18 protein-coding genes and 2 pseudogenes are annotated in these 23,538 nt (G+C 72.2%); 12 read left to right on the forward strand and 8 right to left on the reverse strand.

What is annotated here, in order from left to right; genetic code table 11:
- Window positions 1–39: 39 nt before the first annotated feature.
- Window positions 40–2,775, reverse strand: coding sequence for a carbohydrate-binding protein (locus RM590_RS17555; protein WP_311705533.1), 2,736 nt, complete (start codon window positions 2,773–2,775; stop codon window positions 40–42).
- A 529-nt stretch (window positions 2,776–3,304) separates the two neighbouring features.
- Between RM590_RS17555 and RM590_RS17560 the strand changes: the two genes are divergently transcribed.
- On the forward strand, window positions 3,305–4,342 hold the full coding sequence (locus RM590_RS17560; RefSeq protein WP_311705534.1) for a LacI family DNA-binding transcriptional regulator: 1,038 nt from the start codon (window positions 3,305–3,307) through the stop codon (window positions 4,340–4,342).
- A 91-nt stretch (window positions 4,343–4,433) separates the two neighbouring features.
- Here RM590_RS17560 and RM590_RS17565 read toward each other — a convergent pair whose 3' ends face one another.
- Window positions 4,434–6,545, reverse strand: coding sequence for a glycoside hydrolase family 36 protein (locus RM590_RS17565; RefSeq protein ID WP_394813886.1), 2,112 nt, complete (start codon window positions 6,543–6,545; stop codon window positions 4,434–4,436).
- A gap of 70 nt (window positions 6,546–6,615) precedes the next feature.
- Here RM590_RS17565 and RM590_RS17570 point away from each other — a divergent pair, with 70 nt between their 5' ends.
- From RM590_RS17570 to RM590_RS17585, 4 genes are all read left to right on the forward strand, one after another.
- Window positions 6,616–7,674, forward strand: a complete 1,059-nt coding sequence (locus RM590_RS17570) for a LacI family DNA-binding transcriptional regulator (RefSeq protein ID WP_311705535.1) — start codon at window positions 6,616–6,618, stop codon at window positions 7,672–7,674.
- 81 nt (window positions 7,675–7,755) lie between these two features.
- Entirely contained in the window at window positions 7,756–9,087 is a 1,332-nt protein-coding gene (locus RM590_RS17575; RefSeq protein ID WP_311705536.1) for an ABC transporter substrate-binding protein, read from the forward strand.
- Between the two features lie 137 nt (window positions 9,088–9,224).
- A complete protein-coding gene (locus RM590_RS17580; protein ID WP_311705582.1) occupies window positions 9,225–10,079 on the forward strand; it encodes a carbohydrate ABC transporter permease in 855 nt (284 codons plus the stop codon).
- Window positions 10,076–10,945 (forward strand): carbohydrate ABC transporter permease, encoded by an 870-nt coding sequence (locus RM590_RS17585; protein WP_394813887.1) that lies wholly within the window; start codon window positions 10,076–10,078, stop codon window positions 10,943–10,945. The genes RM590_RS17580 and RM590_RS17585 overlap by 4 nt, the downstream gene beginning before the upstream one ends.
- A 94-nt stretch (window positions 10,946–11,039) precedes the next feature.
- Here RM590_RS17585 and RM590_RS17590 read toward each other — a convergent pair whose 3' ends face one another.
- From RM590_RS17590 to RM590_RS17610, 5 genes are all read right to left on the reverse strand, one after another.
- Window positions 11,040–12,110: a hypothetical protein gene (locus tag RM590_RS17590; RefSeq protein WP_311705537.1), complete on the reverse strand. Its 1,071-nt coding sequence runs from the start codon at window positions 12,108–12,110 to the stop codon at window positions 11,040–11,042.
- Window positions 12,107–14,110: an ABC transporter substrate-binding protein gene (locus RM590_RS17595; RefSeq protein ID WP_311705538.1), complete on the reverse strand. Its 2,004-nt coding sequence runs from the start codon at window positions 14,108–14,110 to the stop codon at window positions 12,107–12,109. The genes RM590_RS17590 and RM590_RS17595 overlap by 4 nt, the downstream gene beginning before the upstream one ends.
- Complete coding sequence (locus RM590_RS17600) at window positions 14,107–14,904, reverse strand: toll/interleukin-1 receptor domain-containing protein (protein ID WP_311705539.1); 798 nt, start codon at window positions 14,902–14,904, stop codon at window positions 14,107–14,109. The genes RM590_RS17595 and RM590_RS17600 overlap by 4 nt, the downstream gene beginning before the upstream one ends.
- Window positions 14,905–14,931: 27 nt before the next feature.
- A complete protein-coding gene (locus RM590_RS17605; RefSeq protein ID WP_311705540.1) occupies window positions 14,932–16,230 on the reverse strand; it encodes a helix-turn-helix domain-containing protein in 1,299 nt (432 codons plus the stop codon).
- 303 nt (window positions 16,231–16,533) lie between these two features.
- Window positions 16,534–17,229, reverse strand: a complete 696-nt coding sequence (locus RM590_RS17610) for a TetR/AcrR family transcriptional regulator (protein ID WP_311705541.1) — start codon at window positions 17,227–17,229, stop codon at window positions 16,534–16,536.
- 80 nt (window positions 17,230–17,309) lie between these two features.
- Here RM590_RS17610 and RM590_RS17615 point away from each other — a divergent pair, with 80 nt between their 5' ends.
- The 5 genes from RM590_RS17615 (at window position 17,310) to RM590_RS17635 (ending at window position 20,590) form a co-directional block, all read left to right on the forward strand.
- Complete coding sequence (locus RM590_RS17615; protein ID WP_311705542.1) at window positions 17,310–18,212, forward strand: MBL fold metallo-hydrolase; 903 nt, start codon at window positions 17,310–17,312, stop codon at window positions 18,210–18,212.
- A 60-nt stretch (window positions 18,213–18,272) separates the two neighbouring features.
- Window positions 18,273–19,013 (forward strand): NUDIX hydrolase, encoded by a 741-nt coding sequence (locus RM590_RS17620; protein WP_311705543.1) that lies wholly within the window; start codon window positions 18,273–18,275, stop codon window positions 19,011–19,013.
- Window positions 19,014–19,044: 31 nt separating this feature from the next.
- A complete protein-coding gene (locus RM590_RS17625; RefSeq protein ID WP_311705544.1) occupies window positions 19,045–19,446 on the forward strand; it encodes a DUF6153 family protein in 402 nt (133 codons plus the stop codon).
- 84 nt (window positions 19,447–19,530) lie between these two features.
- Complete coding sequence (locus tag RM590_RS17630; protein WP_311705545.1) at window positions 19,531–20,154, forward strand: DUF305 domain-containing protein; 624 nt, start codon at window positions 19,531–19,533, stop codon at window positions 20,152–20,154.
- 49 nt (window positions 20,155–20,203) lie between these two features.
- Window positions 20,204–20,590 carry an NADH-quinone oxidoreductase subunit A gene (locus RM590_RS17635; protein WP_311705546.1) on the forward strand — a complete coding sequence of 129 codons (387 nt, stop codon included), beginning with the start codon at window positions 20,204–20,206 and terminating at the stop codon, window positions 20,588–20,590.
- Here the strand turns inward: RM590_RS17635 and RM590_RS17640 are convergent.
- The gene (locus tag RM590_RS17640) at window positions 20,554–21,234 is read right to left on the reverse strand and encodes a hypothetical protein (RefSeq protein ID WP_311705547.1); all 681 of its coding nucleotides are present in this window, start codon (window positions 21,232–21,234) and stop codon (window positions 20,554–20,556) included. The genes RM590_RS17635 and RM590_RS17640 overlap by 37 nt on opposite strands.
- A gap of 349 nt (window positions 21,235–21,583) precedes the next feature.
- On the opposite strand from RM590_RS17640, the pseudogene RM590_RS17645 reads away from it, so the two are divergent.
- Window positions 21,584–22,072, forward strand: a pseudogene (locus RM590_RS17645) (proton-conducting transporter transmembrane domain-containing protein); the annotation flags it as partial.
- Between the two features lie 14 nt (window positions 22,073–22,086).
- A pseudogene (locus RM590_RS17650) lies at window positions 22,087–23,536 on the forward strand (NADH-quinone oxidoreductase subunit N).
- Window positions 23,537–23,538 lie beyond the last annotated feature (2 nt).

The following is a 23,538-nucleotide window of genomic DNA, read 5'->3' on the forward strand; positions in this document are numbered from 1 at the left end:
GGGCGGGGTCCGGCCGTGGCCGGGGGGGGTGCCCGCGGGCTACCGGGCGGTGGTCCGGAAACCGCCGGCGGTCACGGGGGCGATGGTCACGGCGTCGACGTTGGGGGCCCAGGCGCCCGGCTCGTCGTTGCCGAGGGAGAGGGAGCCGTCGGCAGTGGTCAGGGTCACACCGACCGAGCGCTCCCAGAAGCTGTCCCAGTGGTGGTTGTTGCGGAACTCCCCCCTGCCCGCGTACCCGTCGGCGCCCGCCTCGGAGATCTGCAGGCCGCGGTCGACGACCTGGGGGTTGTACGCGTGGTCGCCGACGGTCTCGGCGTTGGCGTAGCGCACGACGACGGTGTACTTCCCCGGCTCGTCGAACCCGTCGCGCCGCGCGATCTCCAGGCGGTTGTCGGAGTCCGCGGTGTCGTTGCCGAGCCAGCCGACGAAGGCGCCGCCCGAGGCGTTCGTGCCCGAGCCGTCCGGGAGCGTCGTGACCGCGGCCGAGCCGTGGAGGGTGGCGTCCTCGGCCTCGACGGTGACGGCCGAGGCGTCCGCCCGCCGGTTCCTGGTGGTGGTCACGGCCGAGATGGTCACGCCGCTGTCGGAGGTGATCTCCAGCTCGTTGATGCCCTGGGAGAGGTGAACGGGCGCGGTCGACCGCCATGAACCGGCGCGCGGGGCCTGGATGGTGCCGACCTCGACGCCGTTGACGCTGAGGGTCGCCGAGGTGGCCCCCGAGCCGGCGAAGTCGATGGCGACGTCGTGGTAGCCGGACTCCCAGGCCGTGGCGTACAGGTCGGCGCGCTGGCCGGAACCGGCGATCCGCGCGGTGCCGCGGGTCCTGGCGGTGTCGAAGGCGAGGTGGGCGCCGCCGGTCAGGCGCATGGTGCTCGCGGGGTAGACGGTGGGCTCGCCGTCCGTGACGTCGGTGAGCACGTACCGGTCCAGGGTGATGTCGCTGTTGGGCAGCGCGGTGGTGCCGTCCCGGCTCGCTCGCAGCGACAACTCATGCTCGCCGGCGGGCAGTTCCACCTCGATCTCGGCGCTGCCCCGGTAGATCCACTTGCCCCGGGTCGACGACAGGTCGGCGGAGTACTGGACGGTCTCACCGAACCGGTCGTCGACGAACAGGGCGTGGCGGCCGGGCGCGGGCGCGGAGCCGATGACCTGGAGGCGGTAGGTGCCCGTGCGCGGCACGGTGACCGTGAAGTCCGAGCGGGAGCCGGTCTGGTTGAACCAGGCGACGTCGGCGTCGCCGGATGCCTGGAATTCGTGGCTGGTCGCGTCCCGCACGGCCGCCTGGGTCAGTTCGGTGTCCTCGGCCTCGATGGAACGGCTCCAGGGCTGGGCGCCCAGGGTCCGCTCGACGTCCCGGGCCTGGCGGGGCGTGATGAGGACCTGATAGGCGGAGTCCTCGTCATGGGTGGGGAAGGTGAGGTCCGCCAGCGTCCCGTCCGCGCCCAGGCGCACGCCCTCGTGGGCGGCGACGAGCCGGGGGGTGCCCTGGACGCCTTCCGCGCCGGTCAGGGTGATCTCCCGCACCTCGACGTCGACGCTTTTTCCGAACAGCGCCGGGTCGAGGCCGCCCGCCTTCAGGGTCACGTCGGCGTCCGTGCCGCCGTACAGGACGGTGGCACGCCGGCTGTCCTCGTCGATGGCGGCGACGCCGCGGAGCGAGTCCCAGACGCCGGGGCTGGGCGGGGTCACCTGGACGGTGTCGGAGCCGGCGAGGTCGCCGTACCACTTGAACAGCCACCAGCCGCCGTTGGCGCCGTTGGCCCGGGCTATGTTGTCCGAGAAGTTGCCGGCGTAGTTCCAGTAGGCGGTCTGGGCATCGACCTTCGCCTCCTCGAAGGCGGCGAACCAGCGGGCGATCCGGCCGGGGGTGCTCATGTCCGTCAGCAGACCCCACTCACTGATGGTGATGGGCAGCTCGGTGTCTGTGCCGAGGATGTCGTCCTCCAGCGCGCGGTACTCGCTGAAGTTGGTCCGGAACTGGTCGGGGTTGGTGCCGAGTTCGTGCCAGATGTAGGTGTCGGGCAGGACGTCGTTGGCGTCGGCGTACTCCAGGAAGTCCCGCTCGCGCCGGCGGTCGGCCGGCTCGCCCGAGCCGTACCAGTGTGAGTTGCCCTGGCCGCCGATGCGCGGCTCGACGGCGCCGTCGAAGACATCGTCGTAGATCTCGTGGACGAGGTTGTACGTCTCGGTCCAGTCGGCGAAGAACTGGTCCTTCATCCCCGGCCAGTCCTGGTACCAGATCCAGTCCGGCTCGTTGAAGAGGACGAACAGGTACTTGTCGGGGTGGGCGGAGTGGGTCGCGATGTCCGTGACCACGTACCGCACGACCTCCAGATAGTCCCAGGTGCCGTTCCCGCCCTCCGTCCAGGAGCCGTCCGACTGGTCGTAGGTGCGGGTGTCCTGGGGGCGGACGCCTCCGTGGTAGGCCCAGTCGGGGTAGAAGTCCTGGACGTAGACGGCCAGTTCCCGGCCGTGCTTGTCGAAGAAGCCGTCCTCGATGTTCAGGACGTCACCGCTGGGGTGCTGGAGCCCGTCCTGCGGTTTCTGCGAGGAGTTGGTGATGTGGGCGCCGTTGATGAGCGCCTGGGTGGGCGAGCCGTCGTCGCCGAAGCCGTAGAGCGTGCCGCTGGCGCCGCCGCGGAACGCGCCCGTCGTCTCGCCGAAGTCGACGGCCAGGACGTCGGGTTCGGCCGCCGCGGCGCCGGGCGGCACCGGCAGCCCCGCCGCGGTGACCGTGGCCGCGGCCAGGGCCAGGCGTCTCAGGGATTTCCTCATCGAAATGCTCCCTCGCGAGTTGGGGAATTGTTCGCCGTCGCCCCTGACTGCGGCTCGGGAGAAGGCGGTTGGCGATATCCGGCCGACGACTGCGGCGTTACGTCGTCATGCCGGACGAACCGCCGTGGAACACCGAACGCCGGGACGATCGTTTCCTCGTCCCGGCCGAGCCGCCGCCGCGGCCGTGCAACTGGTGAGAACGGGAACGGGGTGCGGGTGTTCAACCCCCTGGGGAGGGGATCGCGTTGCACCGTAACAGCGGCTTGATAACGGTTTCAAGACGCGCGCTGATAGCGTTTTCAAGAGTGCTGGTCGACGACGGGAGATGCGTGGTGCGGTGGGAATCCGGTCCGGGTGCAGGGCCAACGCCCGGCAGTGGAAGGGGGGTTCAGCCGCCCGGGAGCGCGGTGCTCACGGCCGGAGCGGCGCGGGAGCCATCGCCTATGATCCTGGGGAACCAGCCCCGCCCGGTGCCCGCTCCCTCCGCGCGGCCGGGTGTCCGGGGTCGGCACGTGGGTGAGGGGGGCGCGTGACCGCCGATTCGAGACGCCCGGCCACCATGGCCGATGTGGCGAGGATGGCCGGGGTGTCCGTGCCGACCGTGTCGCGCGTGCTCTCCGGCGCCGCCCGGGTCAGTCCCCTGAAACGGGAGCGCGTCGAGGCGGCCATCAGCGCCCTCAGCTTCCGCCCGAGCGCGGCGGCCCGCATCCTCGCCTCCCGCCAGCCGATGGCCATCGCCGTCGTGGCGGGCGACACCTCCAAGTACGGCTACGCGGAGACGATCAGGGGCATCGAGTCCGCCGCGCGGGCGGAGGGCTACACGGTGATGATCACGGTGGTCGAGAGCCCGGAGGACGAGGAGGTGGACCGGGCGCTGCGACTCGTTCTCACTCAGGCGATCGCCGGTGTGGTGGTGTTGAAGTTCGATCCGCCGGGCGTCGCGGCGCTGCGCCGGATGCCGCCCGACATGCCGGTCGTCGCGCTGTCCGGCGTCCGCAGCATCGGCGTGCGGCAGGCCGTTCTCGACGAGGCCAGCGCCGCCGAGGAGTTGACGAACCACCTCCTGGACCTCGGGCACGCCACCGTGCACCACGTCCCCGTTCCGCCCTCCCGCCGCGAGGACGGGCGGACCACCGGCTGGCGCCGCGCCCTGCGCGCGGCAGGTGCGCGCGTCCCGCCGCTGGAGGCCGCCACCTGGTCCCCGCACACCGCGCGGGACATCGGCCGGCGGCTGGCGGAGAACCCCGACGTCTCGGCGGTGTTCTGCGGGAACGACGAGATCGCCATGGGCGTGATCCGGGGCCTCGCCGACCGGGGGCTGGTGACGCCGGACGACGTCAGCGTCGTGGGCTTCGACGACCACCCGCTGGCGGCCCTGTGGTCCCCGGCGATCACCACGGTGAAGCAGGACTTCCTCCGTCTCGGCGAGCGCGGGTTCGCGCTGCTGATGGGGGCGGTCAACGGGACCTCCACCCGGCGCTTCTCGTCCGACCGGCCCCGGGTCGTCATCCGCTCCAGCACCGCTCCCCCGCCCGCTCGGCGCGCGACGCCCCGCCCGCCGGCGTGACGCGCGCCGCGCCGGCGGCTCGTACGGCCCGGCCACCCCGACCCGGCGCGGAACGGCATGCGCGGCCGAACGGGCGTGCGCCGACCGGCCGTCAGGCGGTGAACCGCAGCACCAGCGCCGTATACAGGCGGTCCAGAGTGACCGTCAGCTCGCCCGTCGCGGCGGACCAAGCGGCGCTGCCCGGCGCGGCGGTGGGGTACAGGATCTCCAAGTCCACCTTCCGGCTCAGCAGTTGCGGCAGCGGAAGCACCGCCTGGGGCGCGTCGCCGTCGCGCCGCCACACCGTCAGATAGGACGTCGAGCCCGCGCGCATCCCCAGCGCGATCCAGGGCGCGGTCCAGTCGGGCAGGCCCAGCGGCCAGAACGGGACGGCGCGCGGCAGATCCGCCCGGATCTTCTTGTAGACCCGCACCGCGTCGGTGACGACCCCGAGCTGCGCCTCGGACATCCGGTCCAGGTGGCCGGAGAGGTGAACACGGCCCAGCAGGGCGCCGGCCAGGATGAAGCCGTTCTCGTCGTCGGTGAACTCCGGCTGCGCGTAAGCCCACACGGCTCCCTGCTCCGGCGGCACGGCGGTCGGGGCGGCGGCCGAGATCGGCGGGTAGCGCAGGTGGTCCTGCTGGTCGCTGGTCGACTGGAGCTGGGCGACGCGCAGCATCGCGCCGTCCATGCGCATGCCGCCCGAGGCGCAGTTCTCGATGACCAGCCGGGGATACCGGTCGAGCACCGAGTCCAGCCAGCGCCGGTAGGCGCGGGTGTGCCCGAGCAGCCCCGCGCCGGGACTGTCCGCGCCCCCGCCGTCCGTGCCGGGCGGCACGCTGATGTTGTAGTCGAGCTTGAGGTAGCCCACGCCCCAGTCGCCCACGATCCGGTCGACCGTCTCGTCCAGGTGCCGCGCGGCCGCCGGATGCCGCAAGTCGAGCTGGTAGCGGCCGTGTTCGCTGACCCGGACCCCGTCGCGCCGGAAGAACGCCTCGGGGGGCAACCGGTCGCCGAGCGCGCTGCGCACCCCGACCACCTCGGGCTCCAGCCACAGGCCCGGCACCATGCCCCGGTCCCGGATCCGGTCGAGCACCTCGTGGATGCCGCGCGGGCCGGGAAAGCGGCTGGCCGCCGGCTCCCAGGCGCCCACGCTGTCCCACCAGCCGACCGCGTCGTCGTCGTACCAGCCGGAGTCGATGACGAAGTACTCCGCGCCGGCCCGGGCCGCGGCGTCGATGAGCGGGAGGAGCTTGGCCGTGGTCGGGTCGCCGCCGATGGTGTTCATGTAGTCGTTGAAGATGACCGGCAGCGACTCGTGGTCCGGGTGCGGCCGGCGCACCTGTCTGCGGTAGCCGGTCAGCGCGGCGAGCGCGCCCTCGAAGCCGTCGCCGGTGACCGCCAGGGCGGCCGCCTCGGTGCGGAACGACTCACCGGGCAGCAGGCGTTGGCGCCACTGGTGCTCGGTGTCGGTGGGGCCGTGCAGCGCGAGGTAGGTGCCGCCCTCGCGTTCGCCGGTCTCCCATGCCCAGCCGCAGGCCGACTCGACCTGCCACAACCAGCAGCCCCGGCCGCCGCGTTCGGTCAGCGCGCCCATCGCCAGGTGCCCGTCGGTGGACCAACTGCCGCGGCTGCCGAGCCCGAACCGCCCCCGGCTGTCGCGCTCGTGGGCGCCGCGGTTGAGGTCGGGCAGGGCCTCCCGCAGCGGTCGGCGGTGCCAACGGCACTCGGCCAGCCAGTCGTTGTCCGCCCAGTGCAGGTCCAGCTCCCCGGGCGCGGGCAGGCCGCCGAGCGCCAGGGAGGAGACGGCGAGCAGGGTCAGCGGGCCGGGGCCCTCGTTGCCGATCTCGACCCACGCGCGGACGACGGGCAGCCCCTCGGGAGAGGCGAGGTGGAGCTCGGCGGTCAGACCGCTGTCCGCGTCGAAGAGCCGCAGCCGCAGCCGGTGCCAGACGCCGTCGCGCTCCCGCGCGTGGTCGCGCAGCCGCAGCCGGCCGCCGATGACCGTCTCGATCGACCGCCGCCCGGACCAGGCGCTGCCGTGCCCGAGCGCCAGCACCTCGACCACCGGTGTGGCCTGCGCGAGGGGCCGGGCCGCGGCGTCCGGCGGGCCGAGCCGGACGGTCCGCAGGGAGCCGTCGGCCGCCGTGGCGAACTCGGCGGTGAACGCGGAGTGGCCCCATTGGACGCGTTCGGTGGTGCCGGCCGTCGTTATACCGGACAACGCTTGCCTCCCGATGACTGGTTGGTTTCCGTCTCTTGACGACCCCTGTGTGACCGGTCACAATCCTGGCATGCGTGTGACCGGTAACACAAGGGGCTCGGGCGCCCAGCGATCAGTGAGCATCCGTGACGTCGCCACCGCGGCCGGGGTGTCCCACCAGACCGTCTCGCGCGTCATCAACGGCCATCCCAGCGTGCGTGCTTCGACCCGGGAGCGCGTCGAGGCCGCCATCGCCGAGCTGGGCTTCCGGCGCAGCGCCACCGCGCACGCCCTGGCCAGTGGCCGGACCCGGGCCGTCACGGTGCTGACCGCGAACACCACGCACTACGGTCACGCCGCCATCCTCCAGGGAGTGGAGGAGGCCGCGCGGGCGGCGTCGTTCGCCGTCGGCATCAGCGTTCTAGACTCGGACGACCCCCGGGTGGTGCGCGACGCGCTGGACCGGGCAACGGACGCCGGCGGCGGGCTGATCCTGATCGCCTACGACCGGCCGGGCGTGCGGGCGCTGCACCTGGCGCCGGAGGGGGTGCCGCTCGTCGCCGCCGTCGAGACCCCGGCCGCGCCGCCCGCGGCGGGCAGCCCCTGGGTGTGGACGGACGACCGGACGGCGGCCCGCGAGGCGACGGAACACCTGCTGGCACTCGGCCACCGCACCGTGCACTACCTGGCGATCCCCTCCACCACCGACAGCGACGGCGGCGCGCAGCGCACGGCTGGCTGGCGCGAGGCGCTCACCCGCGCCGGCGCCGTCGTTCCCGAGCCCGTCGAGGCGGGCTGGACGCCGGCCGGGGGCTATGCGGCGGGCCGGCGCCTGACCGAGGACCCGGCCGTGACGGCCGTGCTGTGCGGGAACGACGACCTGGCCATCGGGATGCTGCGCGCGCTGCGGGAGGCGGGCCGCGAGGTGCCGGGGGACGTGAGCGTGGCGGGCTTCGACGACGCGCCGCACTCCGCGTTCCTCACGCCCGCCCTGACCACCGTCCGGCTCGACTTCACGGGCGTGGGGCGCGCCTGCTTCGCGCTGCTGCACGGCCTGGTCGAACAGGGCGATCCGATCTCGCCGCACCCGGTGGCGACGCCGCGTCTGATCGTCCGGGAGAGCACGGGTCCGGCGCCCGGCAGTCGCTGAGCACCACGCACCACACAGACGGAGCACGGCCCAGGACCACGGGACGTGGTCACGACCAACGGATCAACCGGAGAGCCCGCGATGAGAAGAACAGCAACCGCGGTGGCGCTGATAGCCACCGCCGCCCTGACCTTGAGCGCGTGCAGTGACGACACGGCGGGAACGGCCAACGGCACGGGGGCCGGCGGCAGCGGCGGCGGGGAGGTCGATCCCACCGCCCGTCTCGACGGCGTCGAACTGACCTTCTGGACTGCGCAGAACACCGTCAACGCCGCGGACCAGGTCATCGAGGCGTTCGAGGAGGCGACGGGTGCCACCGTCAACGTCGAGGCCATCCCCGACCTGTACGAGCAGAACGTGCCCACCCGGCTGGCCTCCGGCGAGCGCCCGGACCTGATGTTCTGGCAGCCCAGCATCAGCACGCTGCCGTTCATCCAGCCGCGGCAGAACCTCCTGCCGCTGGACGACGAGCCGTGGGTGGGCGATCTCGGGCCCACCGAGCAGTCGCTCGGTGTGATCGACGGCACCCGTTACGCGGCGATCGTGACCAGCCCGGCGATGCTCGGCGTCTACTACAACAAGGACGTCTTCGCCGAGGCCGGGATCACCGAGGAGGACTTCCCGACCAGCTACGAGGAGCTGCTCGAGCTCGGCCACACCGTTCAGGACCGGACCGACGCGTCGGCGTTCTACGAAGTCGGCGGCGACCAGTGGCCGTTGCAGTGGCAGGTGCAGGTGCAGCTCACCGATCTGCCGGAGACCTGGTGGGAGGGCCTCAATCGCAACGAGGAGTCCTGGACCGATCCGGCCGTCGTGGACGCCATCACCACGTACAACGAGGAGCTGCTCGGCGCCGGCCTGGCGCAGGAGGACTACCGGACCGGGACCTTCACGGGTCAGGGCGAGGCCCTGTGGGAGGGCTCCTCGGCCATGGCGCTGAACGTCACCTCGTTCCAGTCCCAGCTCCAGGCGCAGCACAGCACGGAGGAGATCGACGAGCGGATCGGCTGGTTCCCGATCGCCAACTCCGAGGCGCGCGGTCTGTATTCGCCGGACCAGACGAACGGCGTCGTCGCGTTCGCCACCGGTGACGAGGAACGGCAGAACGCCGCACGGCAGTTCCTCGCCTTCTGGCTGGGCCCCGACTACGCCGACTTCCTCGACGCCCGGAAGATCCCGTCCGTCCAGCCGGATGTGCCGAACCCGGAGGGAATGCCGCAGACCGCCGTCGACCAGGTCGGCGAACTGGCCGACGCGCACGGCGTGTTCCAGGCCAAGGCGATCGTCGCGCCCGAACTCCACGTCGCCCTCGCCGACATGATCTACGGCGAGAGGAGTCCGCAGGAGGTGGCGGAGTTCGTGGAGGACCAGTTCGACGACATCGCCAGGGACCAGGGCGCCGAGGGCTTCTGACGGCTGGTGACACCGGACATGGAAGGGGAATCCCCGTGGCGCAGTCAGCCACCACCGGGGCAGCCGCCGCGCAGCCCGTGACGACCCGGGGCCGGCCGCCGTCCCCTCGGCGGGCGGGCGGCCGGCCGCCGGGCCGGATGTCGCGGGCCGCCGTTCACCACCCCTGGTGGTTCGCCCTGCCGGCCGTCGTGATCTTCGGCGGCTTCTTCCTGCTGCCGAACCTGCTCAACTTCTACTACCCGTTCACCGACTGGTCGAATTACCACACCGACATCAACTGGGTCGGGACGCGGAACTTCCGGGAGATCCTGGACGACGGCACGCTGTGGCGCGCGCTTCGCGTCACGCTGGTCTACGCGCTGCTGGCGGCGTTCTTCCAGAACCTCTTCGGTCTGCTGCTGGCGCTGCTGCTGGAGAAGGACACCCGGTTCAACCGGTTCTTCCGGGCGCTGTTCTTCCTGCCGGTGCTGATCTCGGCGCTGGCCGTCGGCTATGTCTTCCAGGCGCTGCTGAACACCGACGGCGCCATCAACGAGACGCTCGGCACGGACGTTCCATGGCTGGGCTCCACGTCCTGGACCATCGTGCTGGTCGCGGTGGTGCACGGCTGGAAGTGGATGGGCCTGGCCATGCTCATCTACCTGGCCGGGCTCAAGGGCATCCCGGGCGACATGCTGGAGGCGGCGCGGGCGGACGGCGCCGGGCCCTGGCGGATGTTCTGGTCCGTCCGTTTCCCGATGCTGGCCCCGGCCGTCACCTTCAACGTCACGACCTCGCTGCTCGGTTCGATGAACACCTTCGACATCGTCCAGGCCACCACCGGGGGCGGCCCGGCCTCCTCCACCGAGGTCATGAACATCTACATGTTCCGAGTCTTCGGCCAGGGCCAGTGGGCCGAGGCGTCCGCGATGAGCCTGGTGCTCTTCCTGGTGGTGGTCGCCATGGCCTTCCCCCTGGTCATCGGCCTGCGACGAAGGGAGCAGATGCTGTGACGGCTGTCCTGGACACCCCCGGCCCGCGCAACGCGCCGCTGGGCCCGCGGATCTGGCGGTGGGCGCGGCCGACGATCGTCGTCGCCCTGGCGCTGGTGGTCATCGGCATCCCGCTGTGGCTGGTGCTCGCCACCTCCGCCAAGCCCCGGGGCGAGGCCATCAATCCGAACCTCGACCCACCGGACCACTGGCAGCCGGGCAGCAACTACGCCGACGCCCTCGACCAGGGCGAGATGATGCGCGGCTTCGCCAACAGCCTGCTGGTCATCGTGCCCTCGGTGGTCCTGGTGCTGATCCTAGGCGCCGCCGCGGCCTGGGTCTTCGCCCGCCGCCGGGGCAAGCTGGTCGCCACGGCCTACGCGGTGTGCATCAGCGGCCTCCTGCTGCCGCCGGCCATCATCACCATCGTGCTGCAACTGCGGCAGCTCGACCTGGCCGGCACCCGCCCCGGCATGATCGCCGTCTACACGGCGATGTACCTGTCCACGTCCATCTTCTTCATGACCGGCTTCATCCGCGCCATCCCCTACGAACTGGAGGAGGCGGCCCGGATGGACGGCGCCAAGCCGCTGCGGATCTTCCTGCGGATCGTGCTTCCCCTGCTGCGCCCGGTCATCGCCACGGCGACGATCATGGTGATGCTCTACGCCTGGAGCGACATCTTCTACTCGTTCTTCGTCCTCGGCGGGGGCGACGCCGCCACGCTGCCGATCAATCTCTACCAGGTGGCGAGCGCGGAGCTGTACCAGGAGAACTGGCACCTCATCTTCGCCTATGTGGTGGTGATGAGCCTGCCGATGATCGCGATCTTCCTGGTCGCCCAGCGAAGGATTGTCTCCGGTATCACGAGCGGAGCCGTCAAGTAACGCACACATTGACATGCCGCGGCGAGGCACGTGACCGTGCGTGGCCACGCATCGCTGTCCGCCCGTCGGCCGAAGTGGGCCGACGGGCGGCTTCTCAACTGCCGTCGGACGGAGGCGGATCCGGGCGGCTCGGGTCTCCCTCCTCGTCTGCGGGGGAATCGTCGGGGAAGGCGAAGAGGCGCGAGAACTCCTCGGCTTCCTCCTTCTTCCCCGCGGCCCGCAGATCGACGGCGAACCTGTCGGCAAGCAGGCGCATTTGGGGGTCATCTCGGCCGAGCCCGAGCCAGCGCATCAACGCCTCGGCGGCCCGTTCCGTAGACGGTTCAGGCGGTTCGTCGAGCCGCGGCTCGTACTCCGTGGCCTGCTCGGGGACCATCGAGTACAGCAACTCGCGGAACGGCTCCGCCACCTCGCTGTTGTTCGCCGCGGCCGAGAGCTGGGCCAGCAGGCCGATGCGTTCCACGGTCCGCTCGACATGCTCCTCGTTCCTCGCCAGCCACCAGACCACGGCGCTGCCCGGATCTTTGAGGACGTCATCGGCCAGATAAGTGCGCTTGCTCCGCTCGTAGTTCCGTTCGTGCTCCCAGACCTCCTCGTCCTTGCGTACGTTCGACAACTTGGTGAGGCGTTCCAAGTCGGTGTCCGAGAGAGTCAGGGTGACGTTCTTCGCCATGGCGAGCACGCGGCCGGAGGAATCCGGTTCCATCACCCCCAGCACGCCGTTCAGCTCATGCTGAGCCATGGTGCTGCTCGTGGGATGCTGCCGGGCCGTGAACGTACGAGCTCGCAGCAGGACGGACTGGACCGCGAGGCCGCTCGGGTCGAAGTACGACGAGATCTCGGAATCCTGTGGAATCCACCGCACCGTCGCGGAGAAGAGGAAGTCGTAGTCCGGCGCGGCGCTGGGCAGCGCGACATTCGTCACCCGGTGTTCCTGACGCAGCGGAGGTGGGATGGGCAGGTCGGGCTCCAGCGTGTTTTCCGGCGCAATGTATCCGGGCGGCCGGGCCGCGGCTCTGATGGCCGTGATCAAACCGGTCAGCAGCACGGCGGCGGGGGCCGGCCACAACCACACGGGCCAGTCCGTGCACAGACCGGCGATCGTGAGAACGAGTGTGCAGATGATGGCGAGCAACACCGTCAACGTGCGGTGTCCAGAACTCATGGAATTGCCTCCGGGGCGGGCTGGTCCGCAGGGGCAGCGGTGGCGGTCGGGGGCTCGATCCCCTGAGCCGCGTCGAGGCTGCGCCGAAAATGGTCGGCGACGAGTCGGCGCTCCGCGCGGTCGGCGGTACTCGTCCGCGCCCAGCGCTGCGAGATGACGTACATCCGGCCGATGGCACCGGGCTGGTGGGCCCCGGATTCGGCGAGCGTGGCGAGCAGCCGGTCACGTTGTCCATCGGTGGCCCGCGCGGCCTCCAGCCAGTGCTCCACGTGCGGCGCCCAGTCCTCGTGCGGGCCGTGTTCCAGAACGGTGGCCCAGCCCGCGGTGAGCCGTTCCCTGATGGCGTAGCCGGCGCAGAGGTCCGGGCGGCGGGACACCGAGTCGGCGAGCGCCAGGAATATGCGGCTGTCGGCCGACAGGGAGCCGGGAGAGTTGCTGCCGTAGCGCGTGAGGCGGTGGAGTAGCAGGGCGCACAGCCGACGCTCGCTCACCGCGAGCGTGAGCAGGGCATCCCATGCCGGGCGTCTTTCGAGGGTTGCCTCTCGCCGGGCCAGGTGGTGAAGCCGGGTCACAGCCTCGTCCGGGTGGCGCACGGCCATCACCTGCGAGCAGACCAGGGTCAAAGCCAGCCGGAACGTCCGGGGCAACTCGGGCTCCTTCACCAGATCGAGAATCCGCTGGCGCAGGACGCGGCCGTGAAGATCGTGGCGCAGTCCTTCCGCCAGGACCTGAGCCGCGTCCGGCAGCAGCCGTTGCGCGTCACCGCGTTGCGTCCATTCACGGGCCAGCGACAGCAGTTCTTCGGGGAGGTCGGCGCGCAGCGTCTGTTCCGCGAAGCGGGCGATCAGATCCCTTCGTTCCTCGCCGTCCAGCCGCAGGTTCCTTCCGCACTCCCCCACCCAGGCGCGAAAGCCGGGGCGCAGGTCGGGGAAGTAGGTCCAGAAGTGCGTTAGAACCGCTCGGTCGCGTCCGACGGTATCGAAACGGACGCGGCCCTCCGCCCCGGCTGAGGCTCCGATCCTGTGCAGTTCCGTGGTGAGATCGGACCGGTCCAGCCGGGGTCGGTCGTCCTCCGGGTGGCTCACCTGTGCCAGCAAGCTCATCACAGCCTGGTTGATGGTGTCAGGTGCGGAGCCGTGGAACATGGCGACCGTCAACGCGAGGGCTCGACGCCGTCCGTCGTTCAGCTCGGCGATGAATGTGGCCGTCTCGGAACCGTCGTCCGTCAGCTGCGCCAGCGCCTCGTTCCACCACTCGGAGAAGCCTCCGGCGGGCGTGCTGTCGCGGTTGCGGCCAATGAGGTTCGCCAGCCGCGCGAGGTCTCTCATGGGTTTACTGGCCAGGTAGTCGGCCAAGGAAGGGGCCAGAAGTTCGGTCGGGGAGGGGATGATGCGGTCTCGCCGCAAATAACGCATCAGCAGCTCATCCCCGCGTGGCCGACCAATTTCCACGGTCAGCCGCTGCAACTCGGCGGCGAGATGACCCTTGAGGTGTGGCGGCAGCACGACGACCAGTCGGGCGTCGCGATCCTCGACGACGGAACGGAAGGCGGAGAGGTCCTTCTGCACACCGAGGTAGCGGGACGAGTCGCTGCCGGACAGGTCCAGCAGCAGCCGGTCACCGTCGCCAACGGCCTGGCGATCCAGGATCGGACCGTCCTCGTCGCGGCCCGGGTCGATCTCGTGCATGCCGGCACCGTCCTCCGCGAGTTCGTACAGCAGCATCAACGCCGCCGTGCGACGTCCGTTGCCCGACTGGCCGGAGACGATGACGGTCCGGTGGTCGCGCAGCAGGCCGCGTGCCCGGCCGAACCGGTCGGGCGGAATGAATCGCTGGTGCAGCCAGTTCAGTTCCTGCTCGGCGATGGCCCGGCGGTCCTTGCCGTGGGTGCCGAGCCGTTGGAATGTTTCCGCCAGCGAGATGTAGAGGTTGTTCTGGTTGCCCGACCCCATGTTGACGGGTCCGCCCGCGTGGGAGACCTCGGTATAGAAGCTCGTCACCGCTCGTTCTCCCGTCGGCGACGCGATGGACCGAAATGGTGCTGGATCCCACCGTGGATGCTGCCGCCCACCGAAGTGCCGTCGCCGTTGACGTGCGTCCCGTTGACCTGTGTTCCGTGGATCTGGTCGCCGGAGCCCGTGTGCAGTGGCGCGTTCGACTCGCCGATGACCGTGCCAACGGTGCCGCTGATGTTGCCGATGCCGCCGCGCTGGTGGGTGTTGTGCATACCGCCGTGCTCCTCCGAAGGCTTCTCGTCCGCGCTCGTCGTCGCCTTGCCCGTCTCCGCCGGCGTCGGCTCCGGACCCGTGTCGGCGGCGGCCAGTTCCGGCACCTGTTTGGCGAGCCTGTCGCCGATCAGGGCAAGGTCGTGCCGTGCGGAGCGCAGCGTGTAGCGCATGTACTGGCACTCGGCGAGTCGGGCCAGCGAACCCGGGAGGCGCTGGGGGTCCAGTTGTTCGGCCTTCCTCCCGATGAGGATGGGGATGACCGCGACCCCGTGTTCGAAGGCGTCCTCGATCTCCCTGCGCACCCAGTCCTGCTCGTCGTCGAGTGCCCTGGCCTCCGGCCGGGTCCGATGGGGCGCGTCGAGCCAGCCCTCGCCGATCAATGCCAGCAGGACGCTGCTGCGGCGCACCCCCCTGTGGAGGGCGTTGACGTAGTTCTCGCCGGGGGCTATGGACTTGGCCGCCAGGAAGACATTGCTGTCACCGAAACGGCGGGATAGCTCCTCACAGATCGCGTATGCGGCCTCCTTGCCGTCGCTCGTGCGGTAGTTGATGAACACTTCGGGCATGGGAACGTCCTTTCCGGCAGTCGGGTCTCATTGAGGTGTGGAGGGCGAAACGTTGGTCAAGGCGGCCGCGAGATAAGGGCTCAGGGCCTCCACCGCGGCGTTGCGCGAGTGACGGCCCAAGATGCGAACCGTGCGGCGGAGGTCGGTGGCGATGGTCGCGGATTGGACCATCCCGGCCTGGTCGAGCAACGGTCGTAGGAGTTCGCAGGCACGCTCGATCTCCCCGGCCGCGGCGTGGGCGAGAGCCAGCCGGATGCCGCAGCGGGTTCGGGTGCGCCATGCGTGGCCTGGAATGCGGGCCGTCTCCTGGGCGTAGACCTCGGCGGCCCGCTGCGGCTGTCCGAGGTGGTACAGACACCAGCCCGTGTACATCGCCGCCACGTCGGGAACGTGTGAGGCGCCGATGACCGGGGCGCCGGGATCCGGAGGGTCGAGTGCGAGCAGTTCACGCGCCTGATCCAGACTGCGCATGCAGGCGCGGTAGTTGCCACTGAGCGCGTGCCCCTGGGCCTGCTGCTGTGCGGCCAGGCCCCGGATGCGAGGCGGAGCGTTGCCGTTGAGGGCGTGTTCCGCGAGGCCGAGGGCCTGGGCCACATCTCCGCGGAGGAGACTGACCAGGCTGCGCCGAACCAGGCCGTACGCCGCGAGATGACGGTCTTCCCCGGCCGCCGCGAGTTCGACGGCCCGGTCCGTCCACCAGAGTGCCGCCTCGTCGTTGCCGGACTCCTGGGCCATCCACCCGGCGTACTCCGCGAACCGCGATGCTAGGACGAGGAGTTCACGTCGGGTACGAGAGCCGGAGCGGAGTGCCAACTGTTCCAGACTGTGTGTCTGGGCGATCAGGGATGGAAGCAGGACGCCGGGACCCGAGGTCTGGCCGAGCAGCCGGAACTGCACGAACAGCGATCGCGAAGCCTCGATCAGGCTCGTTCCCTGGGCTTCGGCGGACGAGCGCGGCCCTCCCAGGCCAAGGCCGAGCACCGCGCCGGCGCCGGCCGCCGTGACCTGCCGCCGGTCCATGGACTCGAACTGGCTCCAGCCCTCTTTACTCATGCGCAACAACCACACCTCACCCCTGTGACTGATAGTGGGGAGCCCAACGGGCGCCGCCTGCTCGGGAACGAGGACCGCGAGCGCGCCGCCCGCGTCGAGCGCGGTATCGCAGAGCCGGGCCAAGTCGGGCGTGGGGCGCTTCTGCCCGGTTTCGACCTTGCTCAGGTAGCTCTTGCTGTAGTGCACCAGGGCGGCCAGGCGGTCGAGCGTGAGCCCGGCGGCCAGGCGTAACCTGCGGAGTTCGGGCCCGAACCGGTGCATACGCTCAGACATCCGAACCCCCGTGACTCTCCCGCCCGAAGGGCCGTCGGTCACCGGCAGTCAGCCTGCGGCACCGGGCATTGGTGGAACAAGGCGAATGAGGCTGTTTCCCGTTTCCCATACGGAGAGTGAACAGGGAGCACCTGTCGGTGTCGAGCCGATACCGCACCATTCGGACATGCCCCGCAGCGGTGTCATGGGGATGAACGGGCGGGCGCGCGGGCGGCGTTGGTGCAGCTCAGGGGCGAGTTCGAAGAACGCCACCCGCCCGGCCGGCCCGGGTGGGGCCGCCGCGGTTGAGTCGGCAGGACTGGGCTACGCCCCGCCATGCAGGGCCGGAGCGCCCGGGGAGCCTGGGCGTTGGCACAGGCGTTTCGTGTGGGCCGAGTGCGGTGTCGGTCCGGGGGTGGTGGTCTCGTGGGCGAGGCCCGTGAGGGTGGCGCGGACCACTCGTTCCGCTTCGTGGTCGACCGCCTGGTCGTCGTCGAGGTGGATGAGGCCGTCGGCGAGCAGCGTGGCGAGGCCGTGGACGGCCGACCAGAGGACGAATTCCGCTCCGGGGCGGGCCCGGGGTGGCAGGCCGCCGGTGGTGGTCAAGTGGTCGAGTTCCGCCGCGAGTACGTCGTGCGGGTGGGGGTCGAGGGACGTTTCGGGGCCGGTGGCGCCGGCGCGGAAGGCCAGGGTGGCGACGGACGGGTCTTCCAGTGCCCAGCGGACGTAGGCGCGGCCGACGGCGACCAGGCGTCGTTGGTGGTCGGTGCCGGGGTCGGGAGTCTCGGCCGCGGCGCGGCTCACGCGTTCGCCCAGGCGGCCGAGCACCCGCTCGGACAGCGCGCGGACCAGCGCGTCGCGTGAGGCGAAGTGGTGGTACGCCGCGCTCGGGCTGACACCCACCCGGGCCGACGCCTCGCGCAGGGACCAGCCGTCGACGCCGCGTTCGCGGACGAGCGTCTCCGCGGCGTCCAGCAGGGCGCCGCGCAACTGTCCATGGTGGTAGCACGCTTTGGGCATGACCCAATCTTAACGCCGCTCAGATCGGCGCTATGCTGACAGCGCCATCAACTGAACACCGTTTAGATGGGAGTTGAGCCATGTGCGCCAACGAACTGCCCGACGTGAACAAAACCCCGCCGCCCGTCGTGCGGGGAGAGCCGGTCCGGGCGGCGGACGGCGTCTTCGTCATCCCGGACAACCGCGTGCCGCTCGTCCCGAACGTCGGCATCGTCGTCGGCGACCGCGCCGCCCTGGTCGTCGACACCGGCCTCGGGCCCCGCAACGGCCGTTACGTCCTCGACCGGGCCCGGCAACTGGCCGGCGACCGGCCGTTGTTCGTGACCGCCACGCACTTCCACCCCGAACACGGCTTCGGCGCCCAGGCGTTCAAGGGCATCGCCACCATCGTCGGCGACCGCGCCCAGCGGGAGGAGCTGCGCCGCAAGGGCGCCGGCTACGTCGACATGTTCAAGGGGCTGGGCCGGGCCATCGCGGCGGAGCTGGAGGGCGTCGAACTCGTCGAGCCGGACCTCGTCCACGACGGCCGCCTGGAGCTCGACCTGGGCGGCCACCGGGCGACGCTGCGCACCGTTGGCCCCGCGCACACCGCCTCGGACCAGACGGTGCTGATCGACGATCGGGTGCTGTTCGGGGGCGACTTGTTCGAGACGCGGATGTTCCCGATCGCGCCCTACTTCCCGCCGCACGACACCGATGTCGACGGCCACCGCTGGATCTCCGTCCTGGACCGGCTCATCGCGCTCGGCCCGGAGGTGGTCGTTCCCGGACATGGCGAGGTGACCGACGTCTCGCTGCTCCGGGAGGTCCGCGACTACCTCGACCACGTCCGCGGCGAGGCCGCGCGCCTGCGCGCCGCCGGTGCCACCGCCGACGAGGCGGCGGCCACCATCGACCGGGATGCCCGGGCCCGGTGGAGCACCTGGGACAACCCCGAGTGGATCGGCTTCGCCGCCCGGGCGTTCTACGACAGCGCGCGGTGACCCGACGCGGCCGCCACGGCGATCAGCCGTTCGCGGAGGCGCGTGTGCCAGCATGACCCGGTGACCGAGCCACTGCTGCGACCTCCCGGCGTCGAACTCCTGGACGTTCACCAACTCCGCCTGGTGGAAACGCCCGCCCCCACGCCGTCGCCCGAGGAACTGCGCGCCCTGAACCGCGTCTGGGACGAGGCCGTGCGGGCCAACCCGAACCTCTTCGACGGGCCCGTGGTGGCGTGCGCGGGCCTGGACTGGGAGGAGCCGCACAGCCTGGTCGTCGACTGGGCGCGGACCACCTACCGGTTCCGCGCCCTGCACCGGGTCCCGGGCGCCACCTCCTGGCTGCCCTCCCTGTTCGTCGGCGTCCTCCAGCCGGCGGACGACGCGCGGCTGTTGGTGGGTCGGATGGCACCGTGGACGGCCTCGCCGGGCCGCTGGCAGCTTCCGGGCGGCTCCATGGAACCGCCGGAGGACCACCGGCCGCTGGACCTGGCCGCGCTCCGCCGGCACGCCGCCCGTGAACTGGTCGAGGAGACCGGCATCGTCACGCCGCCCGAGGACCTGGCGCTGTGGCAGGTGACACGCGGCGGGAACGGGAACGTCGGCTTCCTGTTCCGCGCGCCGAGCCTGCCCGCGTCGGCGGTGCGGGAACGGTACGCGGCCCTGGTGTCCGCGGAGACGGCGCTGGGCCGCGCCCCGGAACTGGACCGGATCGCCTTCGTCGGCTCCCACGCCGAGGTGACGGGCCTCGGCGGCCCGCACGCGGACTACCTGGAGCCGGTCGTCCGCCGCCACGCCGCCTGACCACTCGCCCGGACTCCGTACCATGGGGGCCATGTCGCCGCAGCGCTGGACACCGGTGCCGCTTCCACGGAAGCGGGCCGGGCTTGTGCTGCTCCTGTTCGGGGTTCTCCTCGGCATCGTGGCCATGCACGGACTGTCGTCCGTCCCCGGCCCGGGGCCCGGATCGGAGCACGTCAGGGCCATGGACGACATGAACGGCATGGAAGACATGGGCGGCGAGCACGCCCACGACGAGGCGCCGGGACACGCCGAGCACGCCGACGCCGACTGTGTCGCGAGCGGGGTGAGCGGCGGCCCGCAGCTTCCCGTGGTGCTGCCCGCCGGCGTTCCGTCCGGTGCGGGTGAGCCGTGCGCCGCCGCCCGGGCCGTGGGGAACGCGCCGGGCGGGCGGGCCCCGCCGTCGTTGAGCGAACTGCAACTCCTGCGCATATAGGCGCGCCACCGGCGCCGGGCCCAGCCCGGGGACGCCGGTCCCGAGCACGCCTATCACTTCTTTCACGCAGAGAGTTGCACCACCATGAGCAAGAAGCGTTTCCACCGTTCCGCCGTCGCCGCGGCGGGTGCCGTCACCGCCGCACTGCTGCTGGCCGCCTGTGGCGGCGACGACGACTCCGCCGAACACGCCGGGCACGGCGGCGACACCACCGCGCCCGAGCACAACGAGGCCGACGTGTCGTTCGCCCAGGGGATGATCCCGCACCACCAGCAGGCCGTGGAGATGGCCGACCTCGCCCGGGAGCGGGCCGGCTCGGAAGAGGTCCGGGCCCTGGCCGAGCAGATCCGCGCGGCACAGGACCCGGAGATCGAGACCCTGACCGGCTGGCTGGAGGAGTGGGGCGAGGAGGTCCCCGGAGCCGGGATGGACCACTCCGGCCACGGCTCGGGCGAAGCCGGCGAGGGACACGAGATGGCCGGGATGATGTCCGAGGCGGAGATGGCCGAGCTGGCGAACGCCTCCGGTGCCGCCTTCGACACGGCCTTCCTGGAGATGATGGTCGAGCACCACCGCGGCGCGGTGGAGATGGCCGAGGCGGAACGGGCCGACGGCGCGTACGAGCCCGCGCTGGACATGGCGGAGGACATCACCACCTCCCAGACCGCCGAGATCGACCAGATGAACCAACTGCTCGACGAGGGCTGAGCCCTGCCCGGGCGGGGCGCGGCGCCGGCCGCCCCCGCCCCCGCCCGGGATGCGCCCGCGCCGTCGCCGACGGACGATCGATGGCGTGAGCCAGTGGCAGCCGGTGTTCGTGGTCCTCGGCGTGGTGGCGAGTGCGGTCGCCGCGCTGTACGCGCTGCGGGCGTGGCTGGCGGGGTCCGGGGAGCCGCTGCGGGCGCGGCCGTTCAGCGGCGGCCTCGATCCGGCGGAGCACGCGGCGTCCCGGTTCCACGTGCGGTGGTACGCCGTGACGATGATCTTCCTCGCCTTCGACATGGAGATGCTCTTCATGTACCCGTGGGCCGTGGTGGTGGCCGAGGTCGGCACCGCGGCCGTGGTCGAGATGTTCCTCTTCCTCGGGATCCTGCTGGCCGGCGTCGGCTACGCCTGGCGCGAGGGGGCGTTCCGGTGGACCTGACCGCGGCGGTACGGCGGCGGGCGCTGGCCCGGCCGGCCGTTCTCCTGGTGGCGATGCCCGGCGGCACGCGGAGCCGGCTGGCCGTGGAGCGGGAGCTGCGCCGGTCCCGGTGGCCGCTGGCGGAGGGACCGGCCGCCGCCGATCTGCTGGTGGTGGCGGGGCGGGCCGACGCCGGGCGGCCGGAGTGGCTGGACGGGCTGTTCGACTCGGTGCCGGGCCCGCGGGCGCGGGTGACGGTCGAGTCGCCCGACCGGGCGGCCGGCGCGCTGCGGGCCGGGCGGGCCCGGCTGCTCGCCGACGGGCACGCCGGGCATGAGCACAACGAGCACGGCGGGCACAGCGAGCACGGCGGACACGGAATGCTTGTGGCCGGGCGGCCGCTCGCCGAACGGGCCGACGACCGCGACGGCCTGCGGCTGGACCGGCTGCATGTCCCGCTGGGTCCCGCGCTGCGCGACTGGCCCGCCGGGCTGGTGCTGCGGCTGGCCATGCAGGGCGATGTGGTGCAGTCGGCGGCCGTGGACCGGGTGCCGGCGGCCCCGGCGCCCGCCGCTCCCCCGTTCTGGAACGAGCCCTGGCTGCTGGCCGCGCGCGGCGAACGCGTCCAACGGGGCGCGGGGGCACGGCGGTTGTGCGCGGCGCACCTGGACAGCGTCGGCCGGCTGCTCGGGGTGGCGGGCTGGGCGGACCTGGCCGCCCTGGCGCGCCGGGTGCGGGACGCGGTGCTGGCGGGGCCGGGCGGCGCCGGGGCCCCGGAGGGGCTACGGGAGCTGGTCCGGCGGGGCGAGCGCTCGCGGGCGCTGCGGTGGATGCTGGGCGGGCTGGGCCCGTTGCCGGCGCGCCGGGCGCGGGCGGCGGGGGTGACGGGTCCGGCGCTGGCGGCGGGCGGGGACGCGTACGACCGGTTCCGCCACTGGCTGGCGGAGATCGGGCGGGCACCGGCGCTGTTCGGGGAACGCGGAGCGCTGACGGGTGACGAAGGTCCGGTCCCCGGCGGTCACCCAGATGGTCAGCCATGGCCTCCTCACCGGCGCGCTGTTCCTGCTGGCGGGCGTGCTGCACGACCGGGGCCACACCTACCGCATGGCCGACTGGTCGGGACTGGCCGGCATCGCGCCCGTCTTCGCCGCCCTGACCGGTGTCGCGGCGTTCGCCTCCCTCGGCCTGCCGGGCTTCTCCGGGTTCATCGCCGAGTTCCAGATCTTCGCCGGCAGCCTGCCCGCCCGGCCCGTGGCCACGGCGCTGGCCGTGCTGGGCATCCTGTTCACCGCCGGGCTGTTCCTGCGCGCCCTGCATCGGATCCTCCTCGGCCCGGCCCGGCTGCCGCAGGGGCTGGGCGCGTTCCCCGACATCCGGGCGCACGAGGCGGCGGCGATCGTGCCCCTGCTCGGACTGGCCGTCGTCCTCGGCGTGGCGCCCCGTTTCTTCCTCGACGTGGTCGAGCCCGCCTCGCGCGAGCTGCTGGACCTCCTCGCCCGGTGACCGGGATGACCGGGATGGACGGGATGAACGAGAACCCGCTGGCCGTCCTGCCCGAGGTGCTGCTCGCCGCGTCCGCCGTCCTCGGGCTGCTGCTGGGCTCCTGGCTGCCCCGGCACCGCCAGTGGCCAGCCGCGCTGCTCGCCGCCGCGGCGAGCGCGGCCGGCATCGTCGCCGCGGCCGTCCAGGCGGCGGCCGACTCGCCCACCACGGCATTCGGCGACGTGTTCGTCATCGACCCGGTCACCACCACGGCCCGGATCGTCATCCTCGCGGGCACCCTGGTGATCCTCGCGCTGAGCGCCGGGCCGCTGCGCGGCCATCCCCGGGAGAGCGAGTTCTACGTCCTGCTCCAACTGGCCGCCCTCGGCGCCCTGATGCTCGCCGGCGCCGGCGACCTGCTGCTGCTGGCCGCCGCCTATCTGCTGGCCGGTGTCCCCGCCTACGCCCTGGCCGGCTTCGCCAAGGACGGCCCCCGGGACGGAGGCGGCGCTGAAGTACTACGTCCTGGGCGCGCTGTTCGGCACGCTGACGCTGGCCGGTGTCACGGTGCTGTACGCCGCCGGGCGCGCCACCGCCTATGGCGCGCTGCGGGATCAACTGCCGGGGGCGCCGGACGCCCTGGTGGCCGCCGGGCTGGCCGGGGTGCTGGCGGGACTGCTCCTCAAGTCCGGGGCGGTGCCCGGGCACTTCTGGATGCCGGACGCCGTGCAGGGCGCCACCGCGCCGGTCGCGGCGCTCCTCACCACGCTGCCCAAGGCCGGCGCGCTGGCCGCGCTGTTCCGCCTCGGGTCCGGGCCGCTCGCCGCGACGTCCGTGCCGTGGCCCGCGCTGCTGGCGGTCCTGGCCGCCGCCACGATGACCCTGGGCAACCTCGCGGCGTTCTTCCAAACTGATGTCAAACGGCTGCTCGCGTACTCCGCGATCAGCCAGGCCGGTTATCTGCTCATGCCGGTCGCGGTGGCCGGACGTTCGGCGCTGGCCGAGCAGGCGCTGCTGTACTACCTGGGCGCCTACGCGCTGACCAACCTGGGCGCGTTCGCCGTCGTGTGCGCCCTGCCGCGCGCCCGGACCCTCACCGACTACCGGGGCCTCGCCGCCCGGCGGCCCGCCCTGGCCGGGTCGCTGCTGGTCTGTCTCCTCGGGCTCGTCGGCACCCCGCCCACCGCCGTCTTCCTGGGCAAGCTGGAGGCGTTCGGCGCGGCGGTCGACGGCGGCTACGCCTGGCTCGCCGCCGTCGCCGTGGTCAACACCGCCGCCTCGCTCTTCTACTACCTGCGCTGGCTCGTCCCGGCGCTGGCCACCGCGCCGGGCGGGCCGGGCGGGCCGGGCGGGCCGGGCGGGCCGGGCGGGCCGGGCGGCGGCGCGGGGCGGGCCGCCGTCGCGGTCGCGTGTGCGGCGGCGGCCGCGTCGCTGGTTCTGGGCCTGACCGGCGGGCCGGTGCTCGCGGCGCTGGGCGCGCGCTGAAC

The sequence above is a fragment of the Streptomyces litchfieldiae genome, from assembly GCF_031845365.1.
Taxonomy (GTDB): Bacteria; Actinomycetota; Actinomycetes; order Streptomycetales; family Streptomycetaceae; genus Streptomyces; species Streptomyces litchfieldiae.